19 protein-coding genes are annotated in these 24,064 nt (G+C 52.9%); 1 reads left to right on the top strand and 18 read right to left on the bottom strand.

Annotated features, from left to right (window positions below; genetic code table 11):
- Positions 1 to 14: 14 nt before the first annotated feature.
- From V3851_RS01505 to adhE, 8 genes are all read right to left on the bottom strand, one after another.
- Positions 15 to 1,631 (bottom strand): response regulator, encoded by a 1,617-nt coding sequence (locus V3851_RS01505; RefSeq protein WP_331844721.1) that lies wholly within the window; start codon positions 1,629 to 1,631, stop codon positions 15 to 17.
- On the bottom strand, positions 1,628 to 3,448 hold the full coding sequence (locus V3851_RS01510; protein WP_331844722.1) for a cache domain-containing sensor histidine kinase: 1,821 nt from the start codon (positions 3,446 to 3,448) through the stop codon (positions 1,628 to 1,630). The genes V3851_RS01505 and V3851_RS01510 overlap by 4 nt, the downstream gene beginning before the upstream one ends.
- 67 nt (positions 3,449 to 3,515) lie before the next feature.
- Positions 3,516 to 4,343: a carbohydrate ABC transporter permease gene (locus tag V3851_RS01515; RefSeq protein WP_331844723.1), complete on the bottom strand. Its 828-nt coding sequence runs from the start codon at positions 4,341 to 4,343 to the stop codon at positions 3,516 to 3,518.
- Positions 4,343 to 5,227, bottom strand: a complete 885-nt coding sequence (locus V3851_RS01520) for a carbohydrate ABC transporter permease (RefSeq protein WP_331844724.1) — start codon at positions 5,225 to 5,227, stop codon at positions 4,343 to 4,345. Before V3851_RS01520 ends, V3851_RS01515 begins: the two co-directional genes overlap by 1 nt.
- 116 nt (positions 5,228 to 5,343) lie before the next feature.
- Entirely contained in the window at positions 5,344 to 6,726 is a 1,383-nt protein-coding gene (locus tag V3851_RS01525; protein ID WP_331844725.1) for an ABC transporter substrate-binding protein, read from the bottom strand.
- 212 nt (positions 6,727 to 6,938) lie between these two features.
- Positions 6,939 to 7,679, bottom strand: a complete 741-nt coding sequence (gene pflA / locus V3851_RS01530) for a pyruvate formate-lyase-activating protein (protein WP_331844726.1) — start codon at positions 7,677 to 7,679, stop codon at positions 6,939 to 6,941.
- 69 nt (positions 7,680 to 7,748) lie between these two features.
- On the bottom strand, positions 7,749 to 10,019 hold the full coding sequence (gene pflB / locus V3851_RS01535; protein WP_331844727.1) for a formate C-acetyltransferase: 2,271 nt from the start codon (positions 10,017 to 10,019) through the stop codon (positions 7,749 to 7,751).
- 254 nt (positions 10,020 to 10,273) lie between these two features.
- Entirely contained in the window at positions 10,274 to 12,889 is a 2,616-nt protein-coding gene (gene adhE / locus V3851_RS01540; RefSeq protein WP_331844728.1) for a bifunctional acetaldehyde-CoA/alcohol dehydrogenase, read from the bottom strand.
- Between the two features lie 372 nt (positions 12,890 to 13,261).
- Between adhE and V3851_RS01545 the strand changes: the two genes are divergently transcribed.
- Complete coding sequence (locus V3851_RS01545) at positions 13,262 to 13,978, top strand: Crp/Fnr family transcriptional regulator (protein ID WP_331844729.1); 717 nt, start codon at positions 13,262 to 13,264, stop codon at positions 13,976 to 13,978.
- Positions 13,979 to 14,089: 111 nt separating this feature from the next.
- Here the strand turns inward: V3851_RS01545 and V3851_RS01550 are convergent, their stop codons facing one another.
- The 10 genes from V3851_RS01550 to V3851_RS01595 form a co-directional block, all read right to left on the bottom strand.
- A complete protein-coding gene (locus V3851_RS01550) occupies positions 14,090 to 14,971 on the bottom strand; it encodes a GNAT family N-acetyltransferase (protein ID WP_331844730.1) in 882 nt (293 codons plus the stop codon).
- A 175-nt stretch (positions 14,972 to 15,146) separates the two neighbouring features.
- Positions 15,147 to 15,926 carry a formate/nitrite transporter family protein gene (locus V3851_RS01555; protein ID WP_331844731.1) on the bottom strand — a complete coding sequence of 260 codons (780 nt, stop codon included), beginning with the start codon at positions 15,924 to 15,926 and terminating at the stop codon, positions 15,147 to 15,149.
- 60 nt (positions 15,927 to 15,986) lie between these two features.
- Positions 15,987 to 16,331, bottom strand: a complete 345-nt coding sequence (locus V3851_RS01560; protein WP_331844732.1) for a nitrite reductase (NAD(P)H) small subunit — start codon at positions 16,329 to 16,331, stop codon at positions 15,987 to 15,989.
- A 34-nt stretch (positions 16,332 to 16,365) separates the two neighbouring features.
- Positions 16,366 to 18,798: a nitrite reductase large subunit NirB gene (gene nirB, locus V3851_RS01565; protein WP_331844733.1), complete on the bottom strand. Its 2,433-nt coding sequence runs from the start codon at positions 18,796 to 18,798 to the stop codon at positions 16,366 to 16,368.
- A 200-nt stretch (positions 18,799 to 18,998) separates the two neighbouring features.
- The gene (ric, locus tag V3851_RS01570) at positions 18,999 to 19,709 is read right to left on the bottom strand and encodes an iron-sulfur cluster repair di-iron protein (protein ID WP_331844734.1); all 711 of its coding nucleotides are present in this window, start codon (positions 19,707 to 19,709) and stop codon (positions 18,999 to 19,001) included.
- A gap of 218 nt (positions 19,710 to 19,927) precedes the next feature.
- Positions 19,928 to 20,497, bottom strand: a complete 570-nt coding sequence (locus V3851_RS01575) for an FAD-dependent oxidoreductase (RefSeq protein ID WP_331844735.1) — start codon at positions 20,495 to 20,497, stop codon at positions 19,928 to 19,930.
- 60 nt (positions 20,498 to 20,557) lie between these two features.
- The gene (locus V3851_RS01580) at positions 20,558 to 20,875 is read right to left on the bottom strand and encodes a winged helix-turn-helix transcriptional regulator (protein WP_331844736.1); all 318 of its coding nucleotides are present in this window, start codon (positions 20,873 to 20,875) and stop codon (positions 20,558 to 20,560) included.
- A gap of 267 nt (positions 20,876 to 21,142) precedes the next feature.
- Positions 21,143 to 22,111: a sugar phosphate isomerase/epimerase family protein gene (locus V3851_RS01585; protein WP_331844737.1), complete on the bottom strand. Its 969-nt coding sequence runs from the start codon at positions 22,109 to 22,111 to the stop codon at positions 21,143 to 21,145.
- 86 nt (positions 22,112 to 22,197) lie between these two features.
- Positions 22,198 to 23,280, bottom strand: a complete 1,083-nt coding sequence (locus V3851_RS01590; RefSeq protein ID WP_331844738.1) for a Gfo/Idh/MocA family protein — start codon at positions 23,278 to 23,280, stop codon at positions 22,198 to 22,200.
- Entirely contained in the window at positions 23,273 to 24,043 is a 771-nt protein-coding gene (locus V3851_RS01595; protein ID WP_331844739.1) for a sugar phosphate isomerase/epimerase family protein, read from the bottom strand. The genes V3851_RS01590 and V3851_RS01595 overlap by 8 nt, the downstream gene beginning before the upstream one ends.
- Between the last annotated feature and the right edge of the window lie 21 nt (positions 24,044 to 24,064).

Below are 24,064 nucleotides of genomic sequence, written 5' to 3' on the forward strand. Positions count from 1 at the left end.
TCACCCTATTCGCTTTAGGATACGGACGACTCCTTCAGTCTGAATTCCGAAGGGGTCATTCCGGTATATTTCTGAAATACTCTGGTGAAATAACGGCGCTCCTGGTATCCTACGCAAGAGCCGATCTGCGTCACCGATTTGTCGCTGCCGCTGAGCAGACATTTCGCCATCTCCACCCGCTGCTTGGTCAGATATTCCACAAACGTCTCGCCGAAATGGTTCTTGAAGAGCAGGCAGAAATAGCTGCAGCTGATACCCAAATAATCGGCGATGTCCTCGATGCCGAAGTCGTTGCCCAGATGATGCTGAATGTAATGCTGCGCCGACATCATCAGCGTTTCCGACGTTTTCTTGGCCGCCAGAAACTCTCTGGACCGGTTAAGCAGCGAATTCACCAGCGTAAGCAGGTCTTTCAGGCTAAGCGGCTCCTGAAGTCTGAGCCAAACCTCTTTCTCTTGCTCCAAAGACAGCATTTGCAGTTCGCGCATCTCGCGCAGCAAATGGATGAGCAAATAATGCAGCAGCTTTTCCGCGGCCCTGTTCTCGGTTCGATGTCCGACGTAATGCGTAAGCTCCGTGCCAACCTGGACCAGCGTTTCGTGGCTGCCGTTTCGTAAACCGATGCCGATTTGCTCGATAAAGCGCCATTCATTGCCGTAGGAGCCTTCATGAGACTCCCGCGAATCCTGCGGGATCGCCGCAGCATCCAGAAACCATTCCTCCGGCGGGCTTAAAATCAGAATTTGCTGCATGCGCTGATACATGGAAGCCATCTCGCGCAAAGTAACCGGGCCCGGCTGCAGACACATCCGCAGCGTCATGCCTTCCTTTTCCTTCATTGCGCTTTGCAGCCTGTCGTAGGCCGGGCGCAGCCTTTCCTTCTTCATGCCCACGGCTTCCGGGGAATGAAAGACGACGCACCATTCGCCTTCCCGGACCTGCAGCACGGTACAATGCTCGTTCATGGCACCGAAAATATCCTTCAGCGTATTTTTGATATGCAGATTCCAGGCCTTCCGCTCATGCACCGTCCAGGAGATGGAGCGATGGGCATAGCCCTCCAGGTCCAGCAGCAGGACGCCGTGATGCTCCGGCAGGGCCGGCAGCTCCGCCCCCTCCGGCTCTCCCCGCTCATCCCACCATTCACTTTCTTCACCTGTCTCCAGTCCCAACAAAGAATGAAGCATGGCGTTTTCGTTGGCCAAGGAAGCGACCCGGCTTAAATGCAGCTCCTTGTTCCGCTTTTTACGCTTTTCCCTAAGCTGCTCGGCGATCTGCCGCACCACTTCTTCCAGCTCGAAATAATTGATCGGTTTGCAAATATAATCTTTAACCCCGTATTTAATCCCCGTCCGGGCATACTCAAACTCCTGATACCCGGTCAGAAGCAATATTTCACCGGTAAGTCCTTGCTCGCGCAGCTTCTGGATCAAGGTCATTCCGTCCATCACCGGCATGCGGATATCGCACAGAATCAAGTCCGGCCGATGCTGGATCGCCGCCTCCAGCGCTTCGACGCCGTTCTTCGCCAGCCCGACGATGTCGAAACCGATCGCCTCCCAGGGCAGCACCTTGGATAAATTGTTTAAAATATGAATCTCGTCGTCGACCAGCAATGCTTTTAGCTTCATATTTTATCACCCAATTCGTATTTTGGAATCACACACTGGATTATCGTCCCATGACCCGGCTGTGAACAGATAAACAACCCGTACTTGCTGCCGTATTGAAAGCGCAGGCGGTCATATACGCTGCGAAGCCCCAGTCCTCTTCTTTCGTCACTGGGGCGGGAAGCGGCCGTTCGCTCCTTCGCGTCGGGATCGGCATATTGAATGGAAGCCAGCTGCTCGCTCGACATGCCGATGCCGTTGTCCTCCACCCGCAGCAGAATCCGGTCACCCTCGATGAAGCCCGTCACCTTGATGATTCCTTTATAAGCGATCCCTTCAAAACCATGCTGAATACTGTTCTCCACCAGCGGCTGCAGCGTCAGCTTGAGCAGCTTGCAATTCATCATGCCCGGCGGCACGTCGATTTCATAATCAAACAGCTCGTCGAAGCGGAATTTCTGGATTTCCAAATAGTTTCGCAGGTGCTCGATTTCCAGACTGAGCGGAATCTCCTCCTTATCCTGAATGCTGATGCGGAGAATGCTGGCCAGTCTGAGCACCATCTCGCTGACCTTGCGCCCTTCGTTCTGCACCGCCAGCACATTGATCGATTCCAGCGTGTTGAACAGGAAATGCGGTTTGATCTGTGCCTGGAGCACCCGCAGTTCGGCGTTCGCCTTCTGCTGCTGCTCTCTTTTCACTTGTTCGAACAGGAGATTGATTTTCTCCACCTGGTTGTTGAAGCCCTGCTGCAGCAGAAGCAGCTCATCGTCGCCCTTCTCATCCACCCTAGCGCCGAAGTCCCCGTCTTCTACCTTACGCATGAAGCGGACGATCACGCCGATTGTACCGGTGATCCGGTTCATGAACAGCAGATTGAACAGCATGGCCGTAAGCACGCAAACCAGAATAATAGCTATAAACCATTTGGCGAAGGTCGTTACCTCCTGAGACAAATAATCCCACGAGGTGACCGACACCAGCTTCCAGGAGTACTCCTCCAAATTGTAAATGGAAATGACACTTTCTTCCCCGTTGAATCTCGCTTTAAAGCTGAGTGAATTTTTAGCCGAATCCAGCTTTTTTTGAATACTCGGCTGCAGGGTCTGCCCGGTCAGCTCCGATTCGTAATCGTAAAGCACCTGCCCTTTGCTGTTGACGAGGAAAAACCGGGTGTCCTGCATATTGCTGCCGAGCGTCAGGTTTTGAAATATTTTTTCCACTTCCCAGTTCTTGATCTGGACGACCAGCACACCTACCCGCTTGAAATGGCTCAATTCCTTGATCAGCCGGATTTGCGTGAACACATTTTCCGAACCGGTTAGCTCGGGGTACTCATGCGGGGCAATCCATTTCGGCACCCCGTTCAGTTCCATCACTTCTTCATAAAGGGGATGTTCTTTGAATTGCTCGTAAGGCAATGTCTTGAAATCCTCTTTATTGAACAGGGTGACCACATTCGAACTCATATTACCGTGAATATTGTACAGAAACGCGTAATCGATGGCGGGATGATTGTACAGCAGGGTGCGGAAATTCCGCTGATTGGCGTTCAGTTCGAGCTGGCTCGCCGCCGTCAAGTCCTGCGAATCCGGATCCTTCGAAGTCAGCGCCTCCTGAAACACGCCTTTGGCGATCCCGTTGTCCGTCACATTGTCCATCTCGTGCAAAATGCTCTTGATACTGTAGCCGATCGCTTTCAGCGAATATTCGGCCTGTTCGCTGTATTTGGATTCAATCGAATTAAAGGTGACCAGAAACGTGATCAGACCGAGCAGGAACATCGGAATAATGACGAGCCCAAGGAACGCCGTAAACAGCTTGATTCGCAGATTCATAGGGGTTTGCTCCCGTTGTTATGGATTCGCGCGGGGTCACTTCATCCTTATGCGCAGCCCGCACCCTTTATCCTTTGACACTGCCTGCCGTAACTCCTTCAATAATCTTCTCCTGCAAGATGGCGTAAATGATCATTACGGGCAGCACGCTGAAAATAATCCCCGCCGACATCTGCGCATAGTTCGTGTTATAGGCGTCCCTGAAGCCGACCATGCCCACCGGCAGCGTTCTTAACTCCTCATCGGACAGAAAATAGTTGGCGAGCAAAAATTCGTTCCAGTTGCCGAGGAAATTGACAATAAATACGGTGACGATCGCCGGTACGGTGAGCGGAATGATAATCCGCACAAACAGCCGAAGCGGACCCAGACCGTCCATAACGGCGGCTTCTTCGATTTCTCCGGGAAGCGAACGCATAAACGCCGCGAGAATGATGACAGAGAACGGAATCGCGTTGGCTACATAAGGCAGAATGAGCGCCATATGGGTATCGAGGATATCCAGCTTTCTCATCATCCCGTAAATCGGGAGCAGCAGCGAGTTGTTCGGAATCAGCATCCCGAGCAGGATCAGTTGAAACACGATGGCGCTGATCTTGCCGTAGCGCATCCGGGTTACGGCAAAAGCCAGCATCGCCGCAAACAGAATGGACAAGCATGCCGACAAGACCCCGATGTACAAACTGTTAAAAAAGTATGTGCTGATTTTCGCATTGACCCAGGCGTTGACATAATTATCGAATGTGATCGAGCCGGGCAGCCCGAACGGGTTCGAGGCGATGTCCTGGTTATTCGTTTTGACGGAAGAAAAAAGCACGAACAGGAACGGATAGAGGATGACGAGCAGATAAGCCATCAAGAAAATATGCGGTATCGTTTTTTTCAGCGCTCTCATCAGTATTCAATCCTTTCTGTCCGTCTTGAGATCAGCACCTGATACAACACGGTAATAACGATCGTAAACACGAAGATCAGGACGGCGATCGCGTTGCCGAAGCCGTGTCTGAAGCTCGTAATCGCATAGCGGATCATGTAAGTGGCCATGACGTCGGTCGAGCCCGCCGGACCGCCTTTCGTCATCACCAGGACGATATCCGCCGCTTTCATCGCGCCGGCGATGGAGAGCATGATGACCACGGAGATGATCGGCATCACGAGCGGGATCGTAATTTTGATCGCCCGCTGGAAGCCGGTAGCCCCGTCGATGGCCGCCGCCTCCTCCAGCTCCCGCGGAATGGCGATGATCGCGGCCAGCACCATAACGATGTAGAACCCGGTCCACTGCCAGGCGTTAGTGATCAGAATCGAGATCATGGCCCAGCTTTTGTCCGAGAGCCAGTACACCGGGGAAACGCCGAACAAGCCCAAAATTTCGTTGGCCAAGCCGAAATCCGGATTGTAAATGAACCCCCACAGGATCCCGATCACGGCCGTGGACATGATGGACGGCATAAACACCGCGGTTTTGTACAAGCCCTTCAATTTCTTGACATTCGCGATCAGCAGCGAGAAGAACACGATCAGCGGAACCTGGATCAGGCACGAGAACAAGATGAAATACACATTGTTGCGCACCGATTTCCAAAAGGCCGCGTCGTGAAAAGCCGTAGCATAATTATCGAATCCGATATATTGGACATCCTTCGATATCCCGTTCCAACTGGTGAAGCTGTTGTCAATCGCCGTAAATATCGGATAGATGAAAAAGGCGAGGAACAGGATGAACGCCGGAAGGACGAAGAGCAAATAAATCAGAGGGTTTCTAAGCGCTTTATTCATGTCAAGCCTCCGCTCTAGTGCAATAGTAATCCATTTTTCAGGTGGTTCTTGCTTAAAAAAGGACGCCCCCCACAAACTCGAGGCGGGTGGCGCCCTTCGAACGTTTTACGTAAAGCTTATTGCTCCGCCGCGTTGGCCGCGTCCTGGGCGGCCTGCACATTTTCCAGCATCTTCGCCGGCTCGATTTCGCCGCCGATTATTTGCTGGATTCCCATGCTGAGCGCCGTATTCACTTCCGCTTGCACCAAGGCGTCAAACGCCGGGAACGAAGTGCCGATTTCGCTGACGGCTTTGAAAATATCCTGCATCAGCGGATCGTCGGACGTGGTTTTCATTTGCTCGAGATCCATCTTCATTGCCGGAAGCACGCCGTCTTCCTGCAGACCGCGAAGCTGCATTTCGTCCGTCCACATATTTTTGATGAACTCCTTAACCGCTTGCAGTTTACGCGGGTCTTCGGCAACCGCGGCCGAGAAGCCGTAGCCGTTGTTGGCGTCCTGCATGACGACGACCGGATCGCCAGTATTCAATGGCGGCATATTGAAGAATCCGATCTTCCCGACCATATCGCCCGCTTGCTCCGGATCTCTGAACACAGAGTTGGCCCAGGAGCCGTCCATCATCATAATGGCTTCGCCGGTGATCACTTGGTTTCTCATGTCGGCGTACTCGAAGCCGAGCTCGCCTTTTTTGAAATAACCTTTATCCACCCATTCCTTATGCTTGGCGATGGCCGTGACCATTTTTTCGTCCGTCCATTTGGTTTCACCCGTTTTGAAGCCGTATGTGATTTCCGGTCCGGCATAGTAGGACCACAGGTTGTTCGTCGTCATGAGCGGAATCCAGGCATCCTTGGAAGCCTGCGCGAACGGAATCTTGCCGTCGGCTTTAATCGCTTCGGCGAGTTTGTCCAGTTCGTCCAGCGTGGTCGGGATTTTCAAGCCTTTTTGCTCAAAGTAGTCTTTATTGTAGAAAAAGCCTTCAATCGATCCCCCGATCGGCAGACCGTAGATCTTTCCGTCCAGCGTAAACGGCGACAATGTCGTGAATTTATCCTTGAGACCGAGTTCATCCAGGATCGGAGTCAGGTCGAGCATCAGACCCTCTTTGGCATACAATTGGGCATCCGGGCTGCCGAATACGTCGAAAATTTCCGGCGGCTTGCCTGCGGCCATTTCGCCTCTGAGCTTTTCCTTGCGGTTGACTTCGGAATCCACGGCGTCCAGCTTGACCGTCAAGCCGGGAACGGCTGCTTCCGTTTGCTTCACGACATCTTCAAGCATCGCCAAGCGGAATTTTTTGGATTCCCCCACTTGGGTATGACGGATCGTGATTTCGAACGGCTCATCGGTGGCCTGCGCTTCATTTCCGCCGTTGTTCGTTGTCGCCTGTCCTTCATTCGCCGGAGCATTGCCGCCGCCGTTCGACTTGCCGCACCCTGCCAGAAGAGCGGATGCCACAAAAATACAGGTCAACAGCAGCATCAAACTTTTCTTCATATGTCTTTGACCCTCCTCAAAATCGGTTTTTGTTACATCTTCATTATAGAAACCGGTTATTCGTCCCGGAAGGAGGACATTTATCTTATCCAGGGATAATATCATCTAATCGACAAAAAGAAAGCGGTTAAACCTAACGTGTAAAGTTAAGTTTAACCGCTAAAGATCAAATATTTAATATTTTACGTCATGTTTTCTGACATTAACTATAATTATAGCGAAACCATCGCCTGCTGCCGTCCCTCTTCGATCAGCCGGTTAGCCCGTTCGATCTCTTCCGCCGTCGGCGACGGTACACCATCCAGCGGATAATCCCAGCCGAGCTCCTGCCATTTGTAAATGCCCATTTGATGATACGGCAGGATTTCGAATTTCTCGATGCCCTGCAGGCCGCCAATAAACCGGCCCAGGTTTAGCAGATCGGCTTCGTCATCATGAATGCCGGGAACAAACACATGGCGGATCCACATGCTGCGGCCGTGCTCGGACAGCCATTTCGCCATCTTCAGCATCCGCTCGTTCGATTTGCCCGTCAGCTTGATGTGCTTCTCGTCGTCGATATGCTTCAGATCCAGCAGCACGAGGTCCGTGACATCCAGCAGATCCTTGATTTTGTCGCCGTCGTTATAGCCGTTCGTATCAAGCGTTGTGTGTAAATTCCAGCGCTGCTTAACCTCTCGGAACAATTCGGTGACGAACGGCGCCTGAAGCGTCGCTTCTCCGCCGGACACCGTCAACCCGCCGCCCGAGGAGCGGTAGTAATTCAGGTAAGGTTCAATTTCGCTCAGAACCTCTTCCACCGTCATTTCTTTACCGTCCGTCAGGCTCCAGGTATCCGGGTTGTGGCAATACTGGCATTTCAGCAGGCAGCCCTGCATAAAGAGTACGAAGCGAATACCCGGGCCATCGACCGTTCCGAAAGTTTCCAATGAATGTATGCGACCTTTAAGCATTTCCCGTCACCCTTTCAATTTAGACTGCCGCCGATTCTGCGATAGTTGTATAACGATGATTCTACCTTATTACATCGTACCGTGGAAGGTCCGATTGATAACGTCGAGCTGTTGCTCCCGAGTCAATTTAATGAAGTTGACCGCATATCCCGAAACGCGGATCGTCAATTGCGGATAGTTTTCCGGATGTTCCATCGCGTCCATCAGCTGTTCGCGGTCGAAGACGTTGACGTTCAGGTGATGCGCTTTGCTGCCGAAGTAACCGTCCATCATCGATACCAGGTTCGATTTACGGGCTTCCGGCTCTTTGCCGAGCGCCTTAGGCACGATAGAGAAGGTGTTCGAAATACCGTCCAGGCTGTGTTCATACGGCAGTTTGGCGACGGAGCTGAGCGAAGCAAGCGCGCCCTTCTTGTCGCGGCCGTGCATCGGGTTGGCCCCCGGAGCAAACGGTTCGCCCGCTTTGCGGCCGTCCGGCGTAGTACCGGTCTTCTTGCCGTATACGACGTTCGAAGTGATCGTCAGAACCGATTGCGTTGGCAGCGAATTGCGGTAAGTTTTATGCTTGCGAATCATGCTCATGAATGTTTCGACCAGATTTACGGCGATTTGGTCAACCTTATCGTCGTTGTTGCCGTAGCAAGGGAATTCGCCTTCGATTTCGAAATCAACGGCAATGCCTTGCTCGTTGCGGATCGGTTTCACTTTGGCATATTTGATTGCGCTCAGTGAGTCGGCAGCGACCGACAACCCGGCGATGCCGCAAGCCATCGTGCGGAGAATGTCGCGGTCGTGCAGTGCCATTTCGATCCGTTCGTAGCAATATTTATCGTGCATGTAGTGGATCACGTTGAGCGTGTTCACATACAGCTTGGCGAGCCATTCCATCATCGACTTGAAGCGTTTCATCACTTCGTCGTATTCGAGATATTCGGAAGTGATGGCCGGGAATTCAGGGCCTACTTGCACGCCGGATTTCTCGTCTTTACCGCCGTTGATCGCGTACAGCAGGGCTTTCGCCAGATTGGCGCGGGCGCCGAAGAATTGCATTTGCTTGCCGATTTCCATCGCGGATACGCAGCAGGCGATACCGTAATCATCGCCGTAAATCGGACGCATCAGATCGTCGTTTTCGTATTGAATCGAGCTGGTTTCGATGGAAACTTTGGCACAGTATTTCTTGAACGCTTCAGGCAGTTGTTCCGACCAGAGCACCGTCAGGTTCGGTTCCGGAGCAGGACCCAGGTTGTACAAGGTATGCAAGAAGCGGAAGCTGTTCTTCGTTACTCTCGTCGTGCCGTTGACGGACATCCCGCCGATCGATTCCGTTACCCAAGTAGGGTCGCCGCTAAACAGTTCATTGTAGTCCGGAGTACGTAGGAATTTGACGATCCGCAGCTTCATAACGAAATGGTCAACCAATTCTTGCGCCGTTTCTTCGGTCAAAGTTCCTTCAGTCAGATCGCGTTCGATATAGGTATCGAGGAAAGAGGATACACGGCCCAGCGACATCGCCGCTCCGTCCTGTTCCTTCACGGCTGCCAAATATCCGAAGTATACCCATTGGAAGGCTTCCTTCGCGTTTTCGGCCGGACGGGAAATATCGAAGCCGTACATTTCGCCGAGTTGTTTCAATTCGCCCAGAGCGCGGATCTGTTCGGACAGTTCTTCGCGGAGGCGAATCACGTCTTCATCGATCACGTCGACTTCCAGGCTCTTCAATTCGCTTTGTTTTTGTTTGATCAGGAAGTCTACCCCGTACAGTGCGACGCGGCGGTAGTCACCGATGATGCGGCCGCGGCCATATGCGTCCGGAAGACCGGTAATTATGCCGGCTTTGCGCGCAGCTCTCATCTCGGATGTATAAGCGTCAAAAACGCCTTGGTTATGCGTTTTGCGGATTGTCGTAAACATATCTACGATTTCGCCCGGAAGGTCGAAGCCGTATGCTTTGCAAGAGTTGATAACCATGTTGATCCCGCCGAACGGATGGATCGTGCGTTGGAAAGGAGCATCCCCTTGTACGCCTACGATTTGTTCCTTACCCTTATCCAGGTAACCCGGAGCATGGGAAACGATGGTCGACGGCTTGTGAACGTCAACGTCCAGCACGCCGCCCGCTTCTCTTTCCTTCTTGGACAAATCGGAAATAATGTCCCACAGCGCTTTAGTGTTATCGGTCGCGCCTTTCAGGAATGCTTCGTCGCCCTCATAAGCTTTGATGTTCGTATCGATGAAGTCGCGGGTGTTAACTTCTTTCATCCATTTGCCTTTTTTGAAGCCTCTCCATGCCGTTGGTACTTCTTGCGTTTTTTGTACTTCTCTCTCAATCACCGACATCTTAAATCCCTCCATCTATATTTTGAGTAACGCGGACTTGAAGGATAATTCCGCGTCTCATGATCCCTAAAATTTGTGATACATTTCACAATTATGTCACTGATAAGTCCTTGGAATTAGGAATCAAATCCGTCGTACTTACCATTCGTACGGGATCATTTATATTGTTATTTTATAATAATTCCTAAAGAAAGATTGTGACAAAAATCACTTTCGAAGTGATTTTTGTCACCAATTTCGGCCTATCTGTTCACTTAATCTTCAAATCTTCCATAGAATGCGTCGCGGTACACTTCGGCCAGTTCGGTTACGAGCGGAAGCTTCGGATTCGCGGTCGTGCATTGGTCTTCGAAGGCACGATCGGCCAGATAATCCACGCGCGATTCGAAATCCTTCGGATCGAAGCCTAGCTCTTGGAAGGTTTCGGGAATGCCGAGCTTTTTGTTCAGATCGCGGATCGCGTTGATCAGGCTCTTCACGCCTTCTTCCGTCGTGCGGGCCGGCAATCCGAGAATGCGGGCGATTTCCGCGTAGCGCTCGTCGGCCACGAAGTTCGTGTATTTCGGCCATGCGGCGAATTTCGTAGGCTTCTTCGCGTTATAGCGGATAACGTGCGGCATCAGGATCGCGTTGGTGCGGCCGTGAGCGGTATGGTATTGGCCGCCCCATTTATGCGCCAAGCTGTGGTTGATGCCGAGGAAGGCGTTCGCGAACGCCATGCCGGCGAGCGTCGAAGCGTTGTGCATTTTCTCGCGGGCCAGCTTGTCGCCGGTCAGCGCCGATTTCTCCAGGTACTGGAACACGAGCTGGATCGCTTTGATCGCCAAACCGTCCGTATAGTCGTTGGCCATTACCGATACGTAAGCTTCGATCGCATGCGTCAGAACGTCCATCCCCGTATCGGCTACGGCTACTTTAGGCAAGCTGTAGACGAATTCCGGGTCGATGATCGCCACATCCGGCGTCAGCTCGTAATCGGCCAAAGGATATTTGGTGTTGCCGTTGATTTTGTCCGTGATAACCGCGAAAGAAGTCACTTCCGAGCCTGTGCCCGAAGTCGTCGGAATGGCCACGAATTTCGCTTTTTGTCCGAGACGCGGGTATTTGTAGATCCGTTTGCGGATATCCATGAATTTCTGCTTCAAGTTATGGAAGTCGGTATCCGGATATTCATAGAACAGCCACATGCCTTTCGCGGCATCCATCGGCGAGCCGCCGCCCAGGGCGATGATGCAGTCCGGCTGGAATTTGGCCATCAGCTCGGTACCGCGCTCTACGGTCGTCGTCGACGGATCCGGCTCAACGTCCGAGAATACTTCGATCGCTACCGGCGTTTGGCGTTGACGGAGATAATGCTCCACTCTTTCCACATATCCCAGTTTAACCATCATCGGGTCGGTTACAATCAACACCCGCGAAATATCCGGCATTTTGGCAAGATATTGCGTCGAATTTTTCTCGAAGTAGATTTTGCTCGGCACTTTGAACCATTGCATATTCACGGTACGACGATTCACCCTTTTCACGTTGATCAAATTGATGGCCGTTACGTTCGACGATGTCGAGTTGCGTCCGTAAGATCCGCAGCCCAGTGTCAACGATGGCAGGTTCGTATTGTAGATGTCGCCGATCCCGCCTTGCGAAGACGGCTGGTTGACGAGAATACGGCAAGTAGGCATGCTGTCGGAATATTTTTGGATGATTTCTTCGTTGTTCGAATGAATAACCGACGAGTGGCCCATGCCGCCGAAGCGTACGACTTCAAGCGCGCGTTCGATGCCTTGATCCGCGTTCTTCACTTTGTAGCAGGCCAGAACCGGGCTCAGCTTCTCGGCCGAGAGCGGGAATTTCGGACCGACGCCTTCGATTTCCGCTACGAGAATTTTCGTGCCGGCCGGTACGTCGATGCCGCACATTTCGGCAATTTTCACGGCTGGTTGGCCGACGATGCTAGGGTTTACTGCACATTTATCGGCGATGATCGCTCCGGCCGTCAGCTTGGCGGCTTCTTCCTTGTTGACAAAGTAGCAGCCGTTGGCGATCATTTTCTTTTTCACTTGATCGAAGACCGGCTCTTCGATTATAACCGCTTGTTCGGAAGCGCAGATCATGCCGTTGTCGAAGGTTTTCGACAGAATCAGATCGTTGACCGCTTGATCGAGGTCCGCGCTCTTTTCAATGAAGCAAGGCACGTTGCCGGGACCTACGCCGAGCGCCGGTTTGCCGCAGCTGTATGCCGCTTTGACCATCGCCGATCCGCCGGTCGCCAGGATGCAGGCCACATCGGGATGATTCATCAGGGCGTTCGTACGGTCCATCGACGGATTCTCGATCCATTGGATGCAGTCTGCCGGCGCGCCATGCTTCACAGCGGCTTCGAGCAGGATTTTCGCGGCTTCCGCGCTGCACTTCTGTGCGGACGGATGGAAGCCGAAGATGATCGGGTTCCGGGTCTTAATCGCGATGAGAGCTTTGAAGATCGTCGTGGAGGTCGGGTTCGTCACCGGAGTAATCCCCATGATAATGCCTACCGGCTCGGCGATCTTCTGGAAGCTGTCGTAAGGGTTATCTTCAATCACGCCCACCGTTTTGTCGTTCTTGATGCTGTGGTAAATGTACTCGGTCGCAAACATGTTCTTGATGATTTTATCCTCATACACGCCTCGCCCGGTTTCTTCAACGGCCATTTTGGCCAAATGCATATGCTTGTCAAGCCCGGCCAGCGCCATGGCCTGAACGATTTTGTCGATTTGCTCCTGGTCCATGCTCATAAAGGCTTCGGAAGCCTTCTTCGCCTTGTCGATCAGGGTTTGGATGTACTGTTCCGCAGTCGGCCCCGCTTTTGCCGTCACTTCGTTTTTAATAGCCATTTCTCTCATCCTCCTAAGGTAGATAGTGGATAATCCTATAATAGTGAAATATTTCACTAATAGGCTTACCCTTACGAAGCATTGCGCTTCTCTTTATGGGTAAAGCATAACACAGCGGGAATAATTTGTATAGTGAATTTTTTCACATAGTATAAAGTTTTTTTTGAAACTTTTCATTTGCCGTGTTCGATTTTTCATTTATTATTTGCAATATAATTCCAGAATTTCTTATTTTAAAAAAAGTGAAAATAGTCACAATGTTGAAATTTCGACACTTTTTCGGGCTTGATAGGCCTCCCAAAAGCGCGGAAAAGTTATATAATTAATTTAAAATTTTCAGAAAAATTTGGAACACAGAGGGGGAAACCGAAGATGAGTGAAATTACGAGCGCCACCTTGCCCCACGGCAATACGAGCTGTTTTGCGGAGCAGAATTTCAACCGGTTGCTTGTCACGATGAAAGATAAAGCATATCCCGAGGGAACGCATCTGTTCTGGGAGGGCGACTTTTCAGATAAACTGTTCTATATTAAGCGCGGACGCGTGAAATTGACCAAATCCACCGACGAAGGCAAAGAGCTGATCCTGTATATGTACGGGCGCGGCGACATGGTCGGCCAGGCCGATCCCTTCTTCAGCACCAAGCACAGCTTTACCGCCGAAGTGATCGAAGACAGCGAAATCGGGGTCATCGAGCAAAAAGACCTGGAAATCATGATTTGCCAGCATTGCGATTTTGCGATCGACTTCATGAAATGGATGGGCATCCACCATCGCCTGACGCAAACCAAATTCCGCGATCTGATGATGTACGGCAAACCGGGCGCGCTCTGCTCGACGCTGATCCGTTTGAGCAACACGTACGGCGAGCAGCACGGGGACAGCATCCTGATCAACAAGAAGATTACCCATACCGACCTCTCCAACATGATCGGCGCCACCCGCGAAAGCGTCAACCGGATGCTGAGCGACCTGCGCAAGAAGGACGCGCTGGAGTACGAGAACGGCATGATCGTCATCAAAGACTTGATTATGCTTCAGGACATTTGTCATTGCGAATTGTGCCCAAGTGAAATCTGCCGGATTTAATGCCGATGATAGATAAGACCAATCCGGCCCCTGAAATCGTTTGTTCCGAAATCCCGCAAAAATAGGACGGCGCAGCACCTATCCCCTGCTCCGTCCTGTTTGACCTGTTCACTAGGCAATACCCGTTACGGGATGCTTAAAATCCGCAGAGACGATTGTCTGGCTCTTGGCCCGGACAAACATGTTCCCCTCGTACTTTTCGGCGCGCAGGTTCAGATTTTCATGATCCGGTGTGTAATGGAATACGACCTTTCCGGCATGGTCTTCCGCGAGACGATCCAAGACCTCCGCCAAGTCGAACTCCCGCCCGCTTACGATATCGAACAGGTCGATCCGGCCGTTCTCTTGCCTGCATACCGCAATGATCTCCTTATCCTCCAAATAATAAAGATCTTCGCTAAAGACATTCAAACAATAGAACATAAAGATCCCTTGGGAATTCGCCGTGTCAAAATGCCGGGAATTCGGGATTCTTTCCTGTGCCAGCCGGTAAATTGTCGCCAAATCGGCGCTATCGTTTACATCGAGCTTCCTTATCCTCCGGCCCCGTCGCTCCCTCCGCTCGACCACATAGTCCATCGAAAACTGCTTCTCTTCTACGGGCTGAAATCCATACTTCGGATAAAAATCCAGCACCGACTCATTGGCAAAAAGATACATCCAATCGCAGCGGTTCTCGTATTCCTCGATTACTTTTGCCAGCAAGCTTGACGACAGACCCCGGTTTCGGTAGTCGGGACGGGTCATTACCGTGCCGATCTGCACGGCCTTCCTCGTCTCTCCATCGATAATCCAATCCAGTATATTAACGGATACGTTTGCGATTACTTGTTTTCCATCAACATAGGAATAAGGAATGTAGGTTTCATTCCAAAACCCTTTTTGATACCATGCTTCAAATGAGATTCCAAAAGTGCTTTCCGCTAGTGCGAACAAGCTCTTTCTGACGGCCTCCTGATTTTTGTAATCCATCATAAAATGAAGATCACGCATTTTAATCCCCCATTTCGTTTGCTTGCTCCTTTCTTTTCATAATAAGTTTACTTTTTAAAGCAACGCCAGTTAATTTTTGTCTATATATAAATAGTCCAATAATAATGAAAGCCGCTCCGGCAGTCCGTTAAAGACTCCAGAGCGGCTATTAGGCTATGATAAGCCCTTGAATCCGTTATTTCTTGCGCACCGGCGAAATGAACCAGTAGGCCATGCCGACGAAGATCGCCCCGCCGACGATATTGCCGAATGTGACCGGAATCATGTTGTGGAACCAGCCGGCCAGCGTGATTGTCTCGGGGTGATTCGGCAGCAAGAGGGAGAGGCTGAGCAGCGTCATATTGGCCACACTATGCTCATAGCCGCTGGCGATGAACGCGTACAGACACCACCAGATCAGGACCAGCTTGGAGATATCGTCCTTGGCTTTGTTCGACATCCAGATGGCCAAGCAGACGAGCCAGTTACACAAAATGCCGCGAAAAAACAGCTCCATGACCGGGGCGCCCATTTTTTTCGCCGTGCTCGCGAAGATCAGATGCTCGGGGCCGGCGGATTTGAACAAACCCGAGCCCAAGATGAGCAGGCTGAGTACGACGGCGCCGGCCAGGTTGCCCAGGAACACGAGGACCCAGTTTTTGAGCGTGTCGCCCACCGTCGTTCTCCGGGCCAGCGTGCTGGCCGTAAAAAACATATTGTTGCCGGTAAACAGCTCTGAACCGGCAAAGATGACCAGCGTGAGGGCGAGCCCGAAGGACATCCCCATCACCATCGTCTGGAACGGCGATTTCGCCGCGGCCAATGGCGCGCCTACGCTGAAGATCAGAATGATCCCCAGCCCCACATAAGCCCCGGCCAGCATGGCGGAAACCAGATATCTGGGCAAGCTTTCATTCATTTTCTCTTTCTTTTTCACAGCCGCTTCTACGATCGCTTCCACATTTTGCGTAAACATCGGACATCCTCTCCCCTATATCTCCGAATAACCCTTACTCATCCATGCGATAAAAGCCCGCTATGCGGTGGTTTGCAGCTCCCCCGCCCCAATCCATACCTGGCCGTCTTCGACCTTCACCGGCAGCATGTGCGCCCGGCCCGTATCCGGAGCTTGCACAAGCCCGGTGGTAAGATCGATCTTCCAGTCGTAAAGCGGATCGTACAAATAGTGTCCCGATACGATCCCCTCCGCCAGCGGCCCGCCCTTCGGATGCGGGCTTTGATTGAGCGCGGCGAAAATCCGGCCGTCGGAAAGGCGGAAGACGGCGATTTGCCGCCCCCCGATCTCGACGACGCGGCCGATTTGCGTTAGATATTCATCCGGCGCTCCGACGGGATAAAACTCCATATGATCGTTTTTCATAGCTTTCGCTTCTCCTCTCGTTAGGGTCTTACGCTTACAGTTGGCTGCTCATTTCCAAACGGCCGAACAATTTGTCGCGCTTGTCTTCATCGTTGAGCAGCTTCTTCCAAGGATCTTCGACTTGCTCCAGGGCAAACTCGATCCGTTCCAGGAGCGCCTTGCGGTTCTCCGTGTCATCGACGACCGCGGCCTTGATTTGATCGAGGCCGATCCGTTCCACCCATTCCGAAGTTCTTTCCAGGTAATTGCCGGTTTCGCGATAATACTGCATCACCGCGCCGACGATTTCGATCAGCTCTTCGTCGGTCTTCACCTTGCAGAGCGAATCGGCCAGCCGGGCTTTGATCCCGCCGTTGCCGCCAACGAAGATTTCCCATCCGCCGTCATTGCCGACGATGCCGATGTCCTTGGTACACGATTCCGCACAATTCCGCGGGCAGCCGTTGACGGCCATCTTGAATTTGGCCGGGAAGTCGAGCCGCTCGAATTTGCGCTCCAGCGTCGCGCCCATGCCCATCGAATCCTGCGTGCCGAAGCGGCAGAATTGCGAGCCGACGCAGGTCTTCACCGTGCGCAGCGATTTCGCGTATGCATATCCCGACGGCATGTCGAGCTCTTCCCATACCTTCGGCAGATCCTCTTTCTTCACGCCGATCAGGTCGAGCCGCTGCCCGCCGGTCACCTTGACGACCTTGACATCGTATTTCAGCGAAATGTCGGCGATCTTCTTCAATTCCTCCGGCGTGGTCACGCCGCCGTACATCCGCGGCACGACCGTGTACGTGCCGTCCTTCTGGATGTTTGCGCTCATTCTCTCGTTGACGAAGCGCGATTCCTTCTCGTCCTCGTGCGTATCCGGATGCAGCATGCCGAGGTAGTAGTTGATGGCCGGGCGGCACTTCGAGCAGCCTTCCGGCTGGCTCCAGCCGAGCACATTCATCACTTCCTTGGTCGTCTGCAGCCCCTTCGCCTTAATCTCGGCCACGATTTCGTCGCGGCTCAAGGTCGTGCAGCCGCAAATCCCTTGTTTGGCCGCCGTTTTAAAGCCGTCGCCCAGTACATATTGCAGGATTTGCTCGACCACCGGCTTGCAGCCGCCGCACGAGCGGGTAGCTCCTGTGCAGGCTTTGATCTCGTCGACCGTCGTCAAGCCTTGATTCGTAATGACATCCACGATCGTCCCCTTGGTGACGCCGTTGCAGCCGCAGACGATCTCTTCATCGGCCATATTTTCGACCGAGGTGCTCTTTTTGCCCCCGCCGCAGCAGCCGGTGCCCATGAGCGAAGCGTACAACTCGTCGGTCATGACCGTTTTTTGCTTGATCAGCTTTTGCAGTTCCGCCGAGTCCGTAATATCGCCGAACAGTACGGCACCGACCATGACGCCGTCCTTGAGCAGTATTTTTTTGTAGGTCCGCTTCCAATCGTCCTTGTTTGCGATCACCGTATGCTCCGGCCCGTCGATAAACTCGCCGGTCGAGAACACGTCGACTCCGGAAATTTTCAGCTTGGTCGATACGACCGAGCCTTCATAAGGCGCGGTGTCAATGCCGCTGATATGCTTCGCCAGCACCATGCCCTGCTCGAACAGCGGGGCTACAAGGCCGTAGCAGACGCCGCGGTGCTCGGTGCATTCGCCGACCGAGTACACATTTTCCATCGAGGTTTGCAGGTAGTCGTTGACTACAATCCCCCGGCCGACTTCAATTCCGCTCTCCTTGGCCACCGCCACATTCGGCTTGATACCCACCGCCATGACAACGAATTCGGCATCCAGCACCGTGTCGTCGGCAAACCGGAGGCCGCTGACCCGCTTGTCGCCGAGCAGTTCGACGGTTTGCGCGCCCATTTTGAATTTGATGCCCTGGCGTTCCAGCTCGGCCTTCAGCATCGAGGCCGCCTGATGATCAAGCTGGCGCTCCATCAAATCTTCCATAAGGTGGACGACCGTCACGTCCATGCCGAGCTGAACAAGCCCTTTGGCCGCTTCCAGCCCGAGCAGGCCTCCGCCGATGACAGCGGCGGTCCGGTACGTTTTGGCCGCTTCCAGCATCTGATTGCAGTCCGCAATATCGCGGAAGCCGACGACGCCTTCCTTATCCGCGCCCGGAATCGGCAGAATAAACGAATTCGAGCCCGTGGCGATCAGCACCTTGTCGTAAGGCACCCGCAGGCCGTCCGCAGCAACTACCTCTTTGCGGCTTTCGTCGATCTTGGCGACGGTCGTTCCCGTATGCAGGGTAATTCCGTTATCCTTGTACCAGTTCAAATCATTGAGCACAATATCGTCCAGCGTTTTGCTGCCTTCCAGAACATAGGAAAGCATGATCCGGTTATAATTGGGATGCGGCTCGCTCCCGAACACGGTAATGTCGAATTTGGTCGTTAATTTCAAAATTTGCTCTACGGTGCTGATCCCTGCCATCCCGTTGCCGATGACGACCAGCTTCTCTTTGGCTGTTTCCATCTCAGAATTGCCTCCTTCAATATCCGTTTGCTCCATGACTTCTGCTTTAATCGGTTTCCAACTTCATACCAAAATTATATATTTAAAATTCTAATTAAATTGTGATTTATTTCACACTAAATGTGAAACTTATCACATATTTGTTCAAATTTTTCTCTGTTTTCCACAAGGAAAAACAGAGAAGGCTGTAAATCTATGATTCAGACTTCCGAGTAGCGCGGAAAAAGAATATTATTTTCCAGGTGAATATGCGTAAATGTCATCCCTTCCAGCTCTTCCAGCCGGGCGTAGGTCGTCCGGTAAGTCGTGCAGGCGTGAGCCGGCGGTTGATAATCCCCGGTAATATCCCGCAGCCTTTTGAGAATCCGCCCCGCTCCCTCATGCTCATCCTCCAGCTCGTCGATCGCGGACCGCAGTTTGCCGAGAACCTCTTCCTCTTGACCAAGCTCCCAGTTGATCATCTTCGGAAACACTTCCGCCTCTTCCTTGGCGGTATGCTCCAGCAATTCGTCGCGAAGCTGTCCGTACAATTGCTGCACTTCAAGCAAATGAGGATCATGTTCGCCGTGAACGCGCGCGACCTTCGTCACGCTCTTTTGCAGCTCAGGCAATTCTTCCCGCAAAAACGCATGATGCTTATTGACGATGTGCTCGATCAAGGACCGGGAATCCGCTTCCTCCCATGCATCCCTTTCTTCCGCTTGCGGATGAGCCGCCGCGAGTTCCGTCAAATCGGCGACCAGTTCCTCGGCCTCGATCCCTCTTTCCGCTGCGGCCGCCTGAAGAGAGCGGTTGCCCCCACAGCAAAAATCGATTTTGCGGCGACGGAAATAATCCGCCGATTTCGGGAACCCCAGCACGATATCGCGGACTAAGTCTTCCTTGTCAAATTGCCGTTTGCGCTCAGTCATACCTGTTCCCCTCCTAACGCAATTAAACTTTGATCCTAAAAGAACTCCATTTCAAAATACTAAATTTAGCCTATCGCACCCTGAAAATGAAGCTTGTGATTCCAGTCACAAGCTTTTTGTCGATTTTAGCGCAGTGCATGTGCACGGAGCACAAAAAGGGCCGCCTTCCGTAGTCTCACTACTTCCGGCAGCCCTTAGAGATTCCGATTTAAATGATACTAAGCCTTCAATACGTCATGATCCACATAACGGTCTCCGTTCAATTCACTGATGAGTTCAATCGCCACTTTGGCCCCGTCCCCCGCCGTTATAATCGTGTGAACGCTTACGCCGGCGACCGTGCCTGCGGCCCAAATGCGGGGATTGCTGGTGCGTCCGTTACCGTCCGTCGCGATGACGGTCTTGATTCTCGGCTCTCTGCCTTCCTTCAGCTCAAGCCCGATCGCACCCGCGAGATCCGTGAGGGCTCCGGTTGCCAAAATCACATGCGAAGCCTCGTAGCTGCGGCCGGATTCCGTTTTTACCGTGACTCTTGATCCACCGTTCGTATCCACGACCGTGACTTTCTCTTCGATAAATTTGGCTCCGAACTTCTGGGCCTGCTCCCGACCGATTTTCAAAAGATCCGGCCCGGAAATGTCTTTTGCCCCATAATGGTTTTCAATCCAAGCCCGCTTCGTCATACTGGTATTGCTGTCCAGCACCAGGGTTTCCTTCCCCGCTTTAGCCAGAAACAATGCCGCGCTTGCTCCCGCAGGGCCCGCTCCGATTACGATTACCTCAGCCACAAGTACACCCACTTTCATTATAATTCGTGCCGCTTCCGCCACGGGAAAACGGCACGCCCTTCACTTAATCCACTGCTCAGCCCAGCATTGCACCTCGTTCATTACCGGGCTTAGGGCCCTGCCCTTCTCCGTCAGTTCGTATTCGATCCGTACGGGCGTCTCCGGGTAAACATGTCTGGCCACGATCCCTTCATTCTCCAGGTCCTTCATGCGTTCGGACAACATCTTGTCGCTCATTGCCGGAATCCCGTTCGAAATATCCTTGAAACGCTTGGGCCCGCTCATCAATGTCCGGATGATCAGACCGTTCCAGCGCTTCCCCAGAATCACGAACGCCGACTCGAAGCGGGGACACATCGCGAACTGATTTTCTTCCATGTGAATTCACCTCATAAATAAAAGAACACAAATTTTACGATGCTAAACTTACGATTAGTTAGTATATTACATCATAGCATATTTCCGGAGGAATGAACACGCTTAGATTATGCCAGCCCATGTTATTTTAGATTATACAATATCCGCCCGCCAGGAAAAAACCCCTACTCAAACTGAAGACGGTCCAAAATATGTAAGTGCTTACAGAGTGAAAAACGGCCGCCGGACGGCGGCCGCTAATGCTAAGTATATTCGGATTGCGGCAACTTATACCCACCACATCTCCGTGCCCGAATCCTCGATCAGAACCTGTTGCAGGTTCTTGACAGCCTTCGTGAATCCTTCCTCCGTCGACATCAGACCGTCTTCGTGCTCGATGCTTACCACGTAATCATAGCCGTGCAGGCGCAGCGCACTGATGATATCGGCCCAAGTTTTCAGATCATGGCCGAAGCCCACCGTACGGAACTGCCAAGCCCGGTCCAGCATCGCCGTGTACGGCTGCATGTCCGTAATTCCGTAACGATTGACGTTAACCGGATCGATCGTCGTATCTTTGGCATGGAAATGATGGATTGCTCCCGCCCGGCCCAAGATGGAAATGGCTTGCACCGGATCGATCCCCTGCCACCACATATGGCTCGGGTCGAGATTGGCGCCGATCGCTTCTCCCGCGGCCTCGCGCAGGCGCAGCAGGGTTGCCGGCGTGTGCACGGAGAAACCGCCGTGCAGCTCCAGCCCGATTTTGACATGATGATCGGCCGCGTATTTGCCCCATTCGGTCCAGTAAGGGATTACTTTGTTCGTCCACTGCCAATCCAAAATTTCCTGAAAATCGTTGGGCCACGGCGCCACAGGCCAATTGGGGTATTTAGCGTCCTCATGGTCGCCCGGGCAGCCGGAAAACGTGTTGACCACCGGAACCTCCAGCAGCTCGGCCAATTGCACGGTTTTTACGAAGGTATCGTGAAATTCCTTGGCAATCGCCTTTTGCGGATGGAGCGGGTTGCCGTGGCAGCTCAGCGCGCTGATCGTCAGCCCGCGGGATTCCACCGCTTTTTTGAAATTGTCGCGTGCGGTTTTATTCGCAAGCAGCTCATCGGGATTGCAATGCGAATTGCCCGGGTGGCCGCCGGTGCCGATTTCCACCGCTTTGACCCCTTGGGCGGCGACCAGATCCAGCGCCTCCTCCAGCGGCTTGCCGCCGAAGAGTACAAGAAAAACGCCTAATTTCATTTCTATTCCTCCTGAATGAGAGATCGTTTTATGCTAATGCTTGTTTAGTTTATGATCGACGTATTTGACGTATTAATCGAATCGGATTAATCGAAGTAAACCGTTTTACCCGTTCTGGCCGACTCGTAGATCGCTTCGAGAATCTCCGTCACGACAAGCGCCTGCTCCGGTTTCACCAGCGGCTCTTTGTCCTCCAGGACCGCCTGTACCCAATATCTCGCTTCGCGCACGGCATCGGTCTCCTGCTTCCCGTCATAGAAGGCGACGCCGCCGGCGCCGAAATCCACCTTCGTTTCATAGAGTCGGCTCAATCTTTCGCCGTTCAGGCGCAACCCGTCGTTCATATCCGCGCCGCCTTCCGTTCCGCAGAGCAGCGTTCTCGCTTCCCCGAAATCAAGCACGTTGAGCGCCCAGCTCGCTTCCAGCGCGATCGTTGCGCCGTTCTTCATCGTGATGAAGCCGAAAGCGGAATCCTCGACTTTAAACTGCTCCGGATCCCACGGACCGAAAGCGTTGGCCGCATTGGCGCGGCTGCCCAGCTTGTGGAACACCGAGCCGGTGACGCTTTTCGGCTCGTAGTTGTCCATGAGCCACAAAGTCAAATCCAAGGCATGCGTCCCGATATCGATCAGCGGCCCGCCGCCTTGCTTCTCTTCATCAAGGAACACGCCCCAGGTCGGCACCGCACGGCGGCGCAGGGCGATCGCCTTGCCGAAATAAATGTCGCCGAGCTCGCCGTCTTCGCACAGCTGCTTCAGATACATGCTGTCGTCGCGGAAGCGGTTCTGGTAGGCGATACTGAGCTTCTTGCCGGTGCGCTTGGCGGCGTCCAGCATTTGCCGCGCCTGTGCGGCCGTCTTCGCCATCGGCTTCTCGCACATGACATGCCGGCCGGATTCCAGCGACGCGACCGTAATTTCCGCGTGGGAGTCGTTCGGCGTGCACACATGCACGACATCTACGTCGCTCTCCGCCAGCAGCTTGCGGAAGTCGGTATAGACCTTGGCTCCTTCGGCGCCGTATTCGGCGGCCGCTTTGACCGCCCGCTCTTCAATGATGTCGCAGAAAGCGATCATTTGTACCTCGGGCTGTTGGGCCAGGCTCGGCAGATGTTTGCCGTTCGCGATTCCGCCGCAGCCGATAATGGCGACTTTTAAAGTTTTAGACATCGATTTTACCTCCGTTTTTCGCATATTGACGTACCCATTCCATGCTGGTCGCGATAGCTTCCAAGGAGTCGCCCGCGCAGAAATCCTGCTCCACGACGATCCACTCCACGCCGCTGTCGATGGCGGCGTCGGCGATATCCTTCACAGGGACAATCCCTTTGCCCAGTTCCACCGTTTCCGCGGCTCCGCCGTCCTTGGTTACCATATCCTTCAAATGAAGCACCGGCAAACGGCCGCTGTATTTGGCGATATAGGCAAGCGGATCAAAGCCGGCGTAATGGACCCAGCAGGAGTCCAATTCCACCTGCAGCAGGCCCGCAGGTACCCGGGAATAAATCGCGTCGAGCACAGGCTCTTCTCCGAGATTTTGAGTCAGCTCGAATTCATGGTTATGATAACAGAATACCAGGCCTTTCTCGGCACACCGTTTACCGTACGCCCGCAGATCTTCGATTACTTCTTCCCAGCGGTCCCGGTCCGCTTCTTCCAAGAACGGGAACACGATATGACGGTTACCGATCTCCTTATGGAATGCGATCTCTTCGTCCAGGGCTTCGCGGAGTCTGGTATACGGAGTATGCGCGCCCAATGCGGTCAGTCCGGTTTCCCGCAAAACCGCTTTCACTTGTTCCGCCGTACGGCCGTAAAACCCGGCAAACTCCACGCCTTGATACCCGAGCTCGGCCACTTTGCGCAAGGTACCTTCAAAATCCCGTTCCATGGCGTCACGGACCGTGTAAAGCTGCAAACCGACTTGTACCATGAATAATCACCTCATTATAAA

The sequence above is a fragment of the Paenibacillus haidiansis genome, assembly GCF_036553665.1.
Taxonomy (GTDB): Bacteria; Bacillota; Bacilli; order Paenibacillales; family Paenibacillaceae; genus Fontibacillus; species Fontibacillus haidiansis.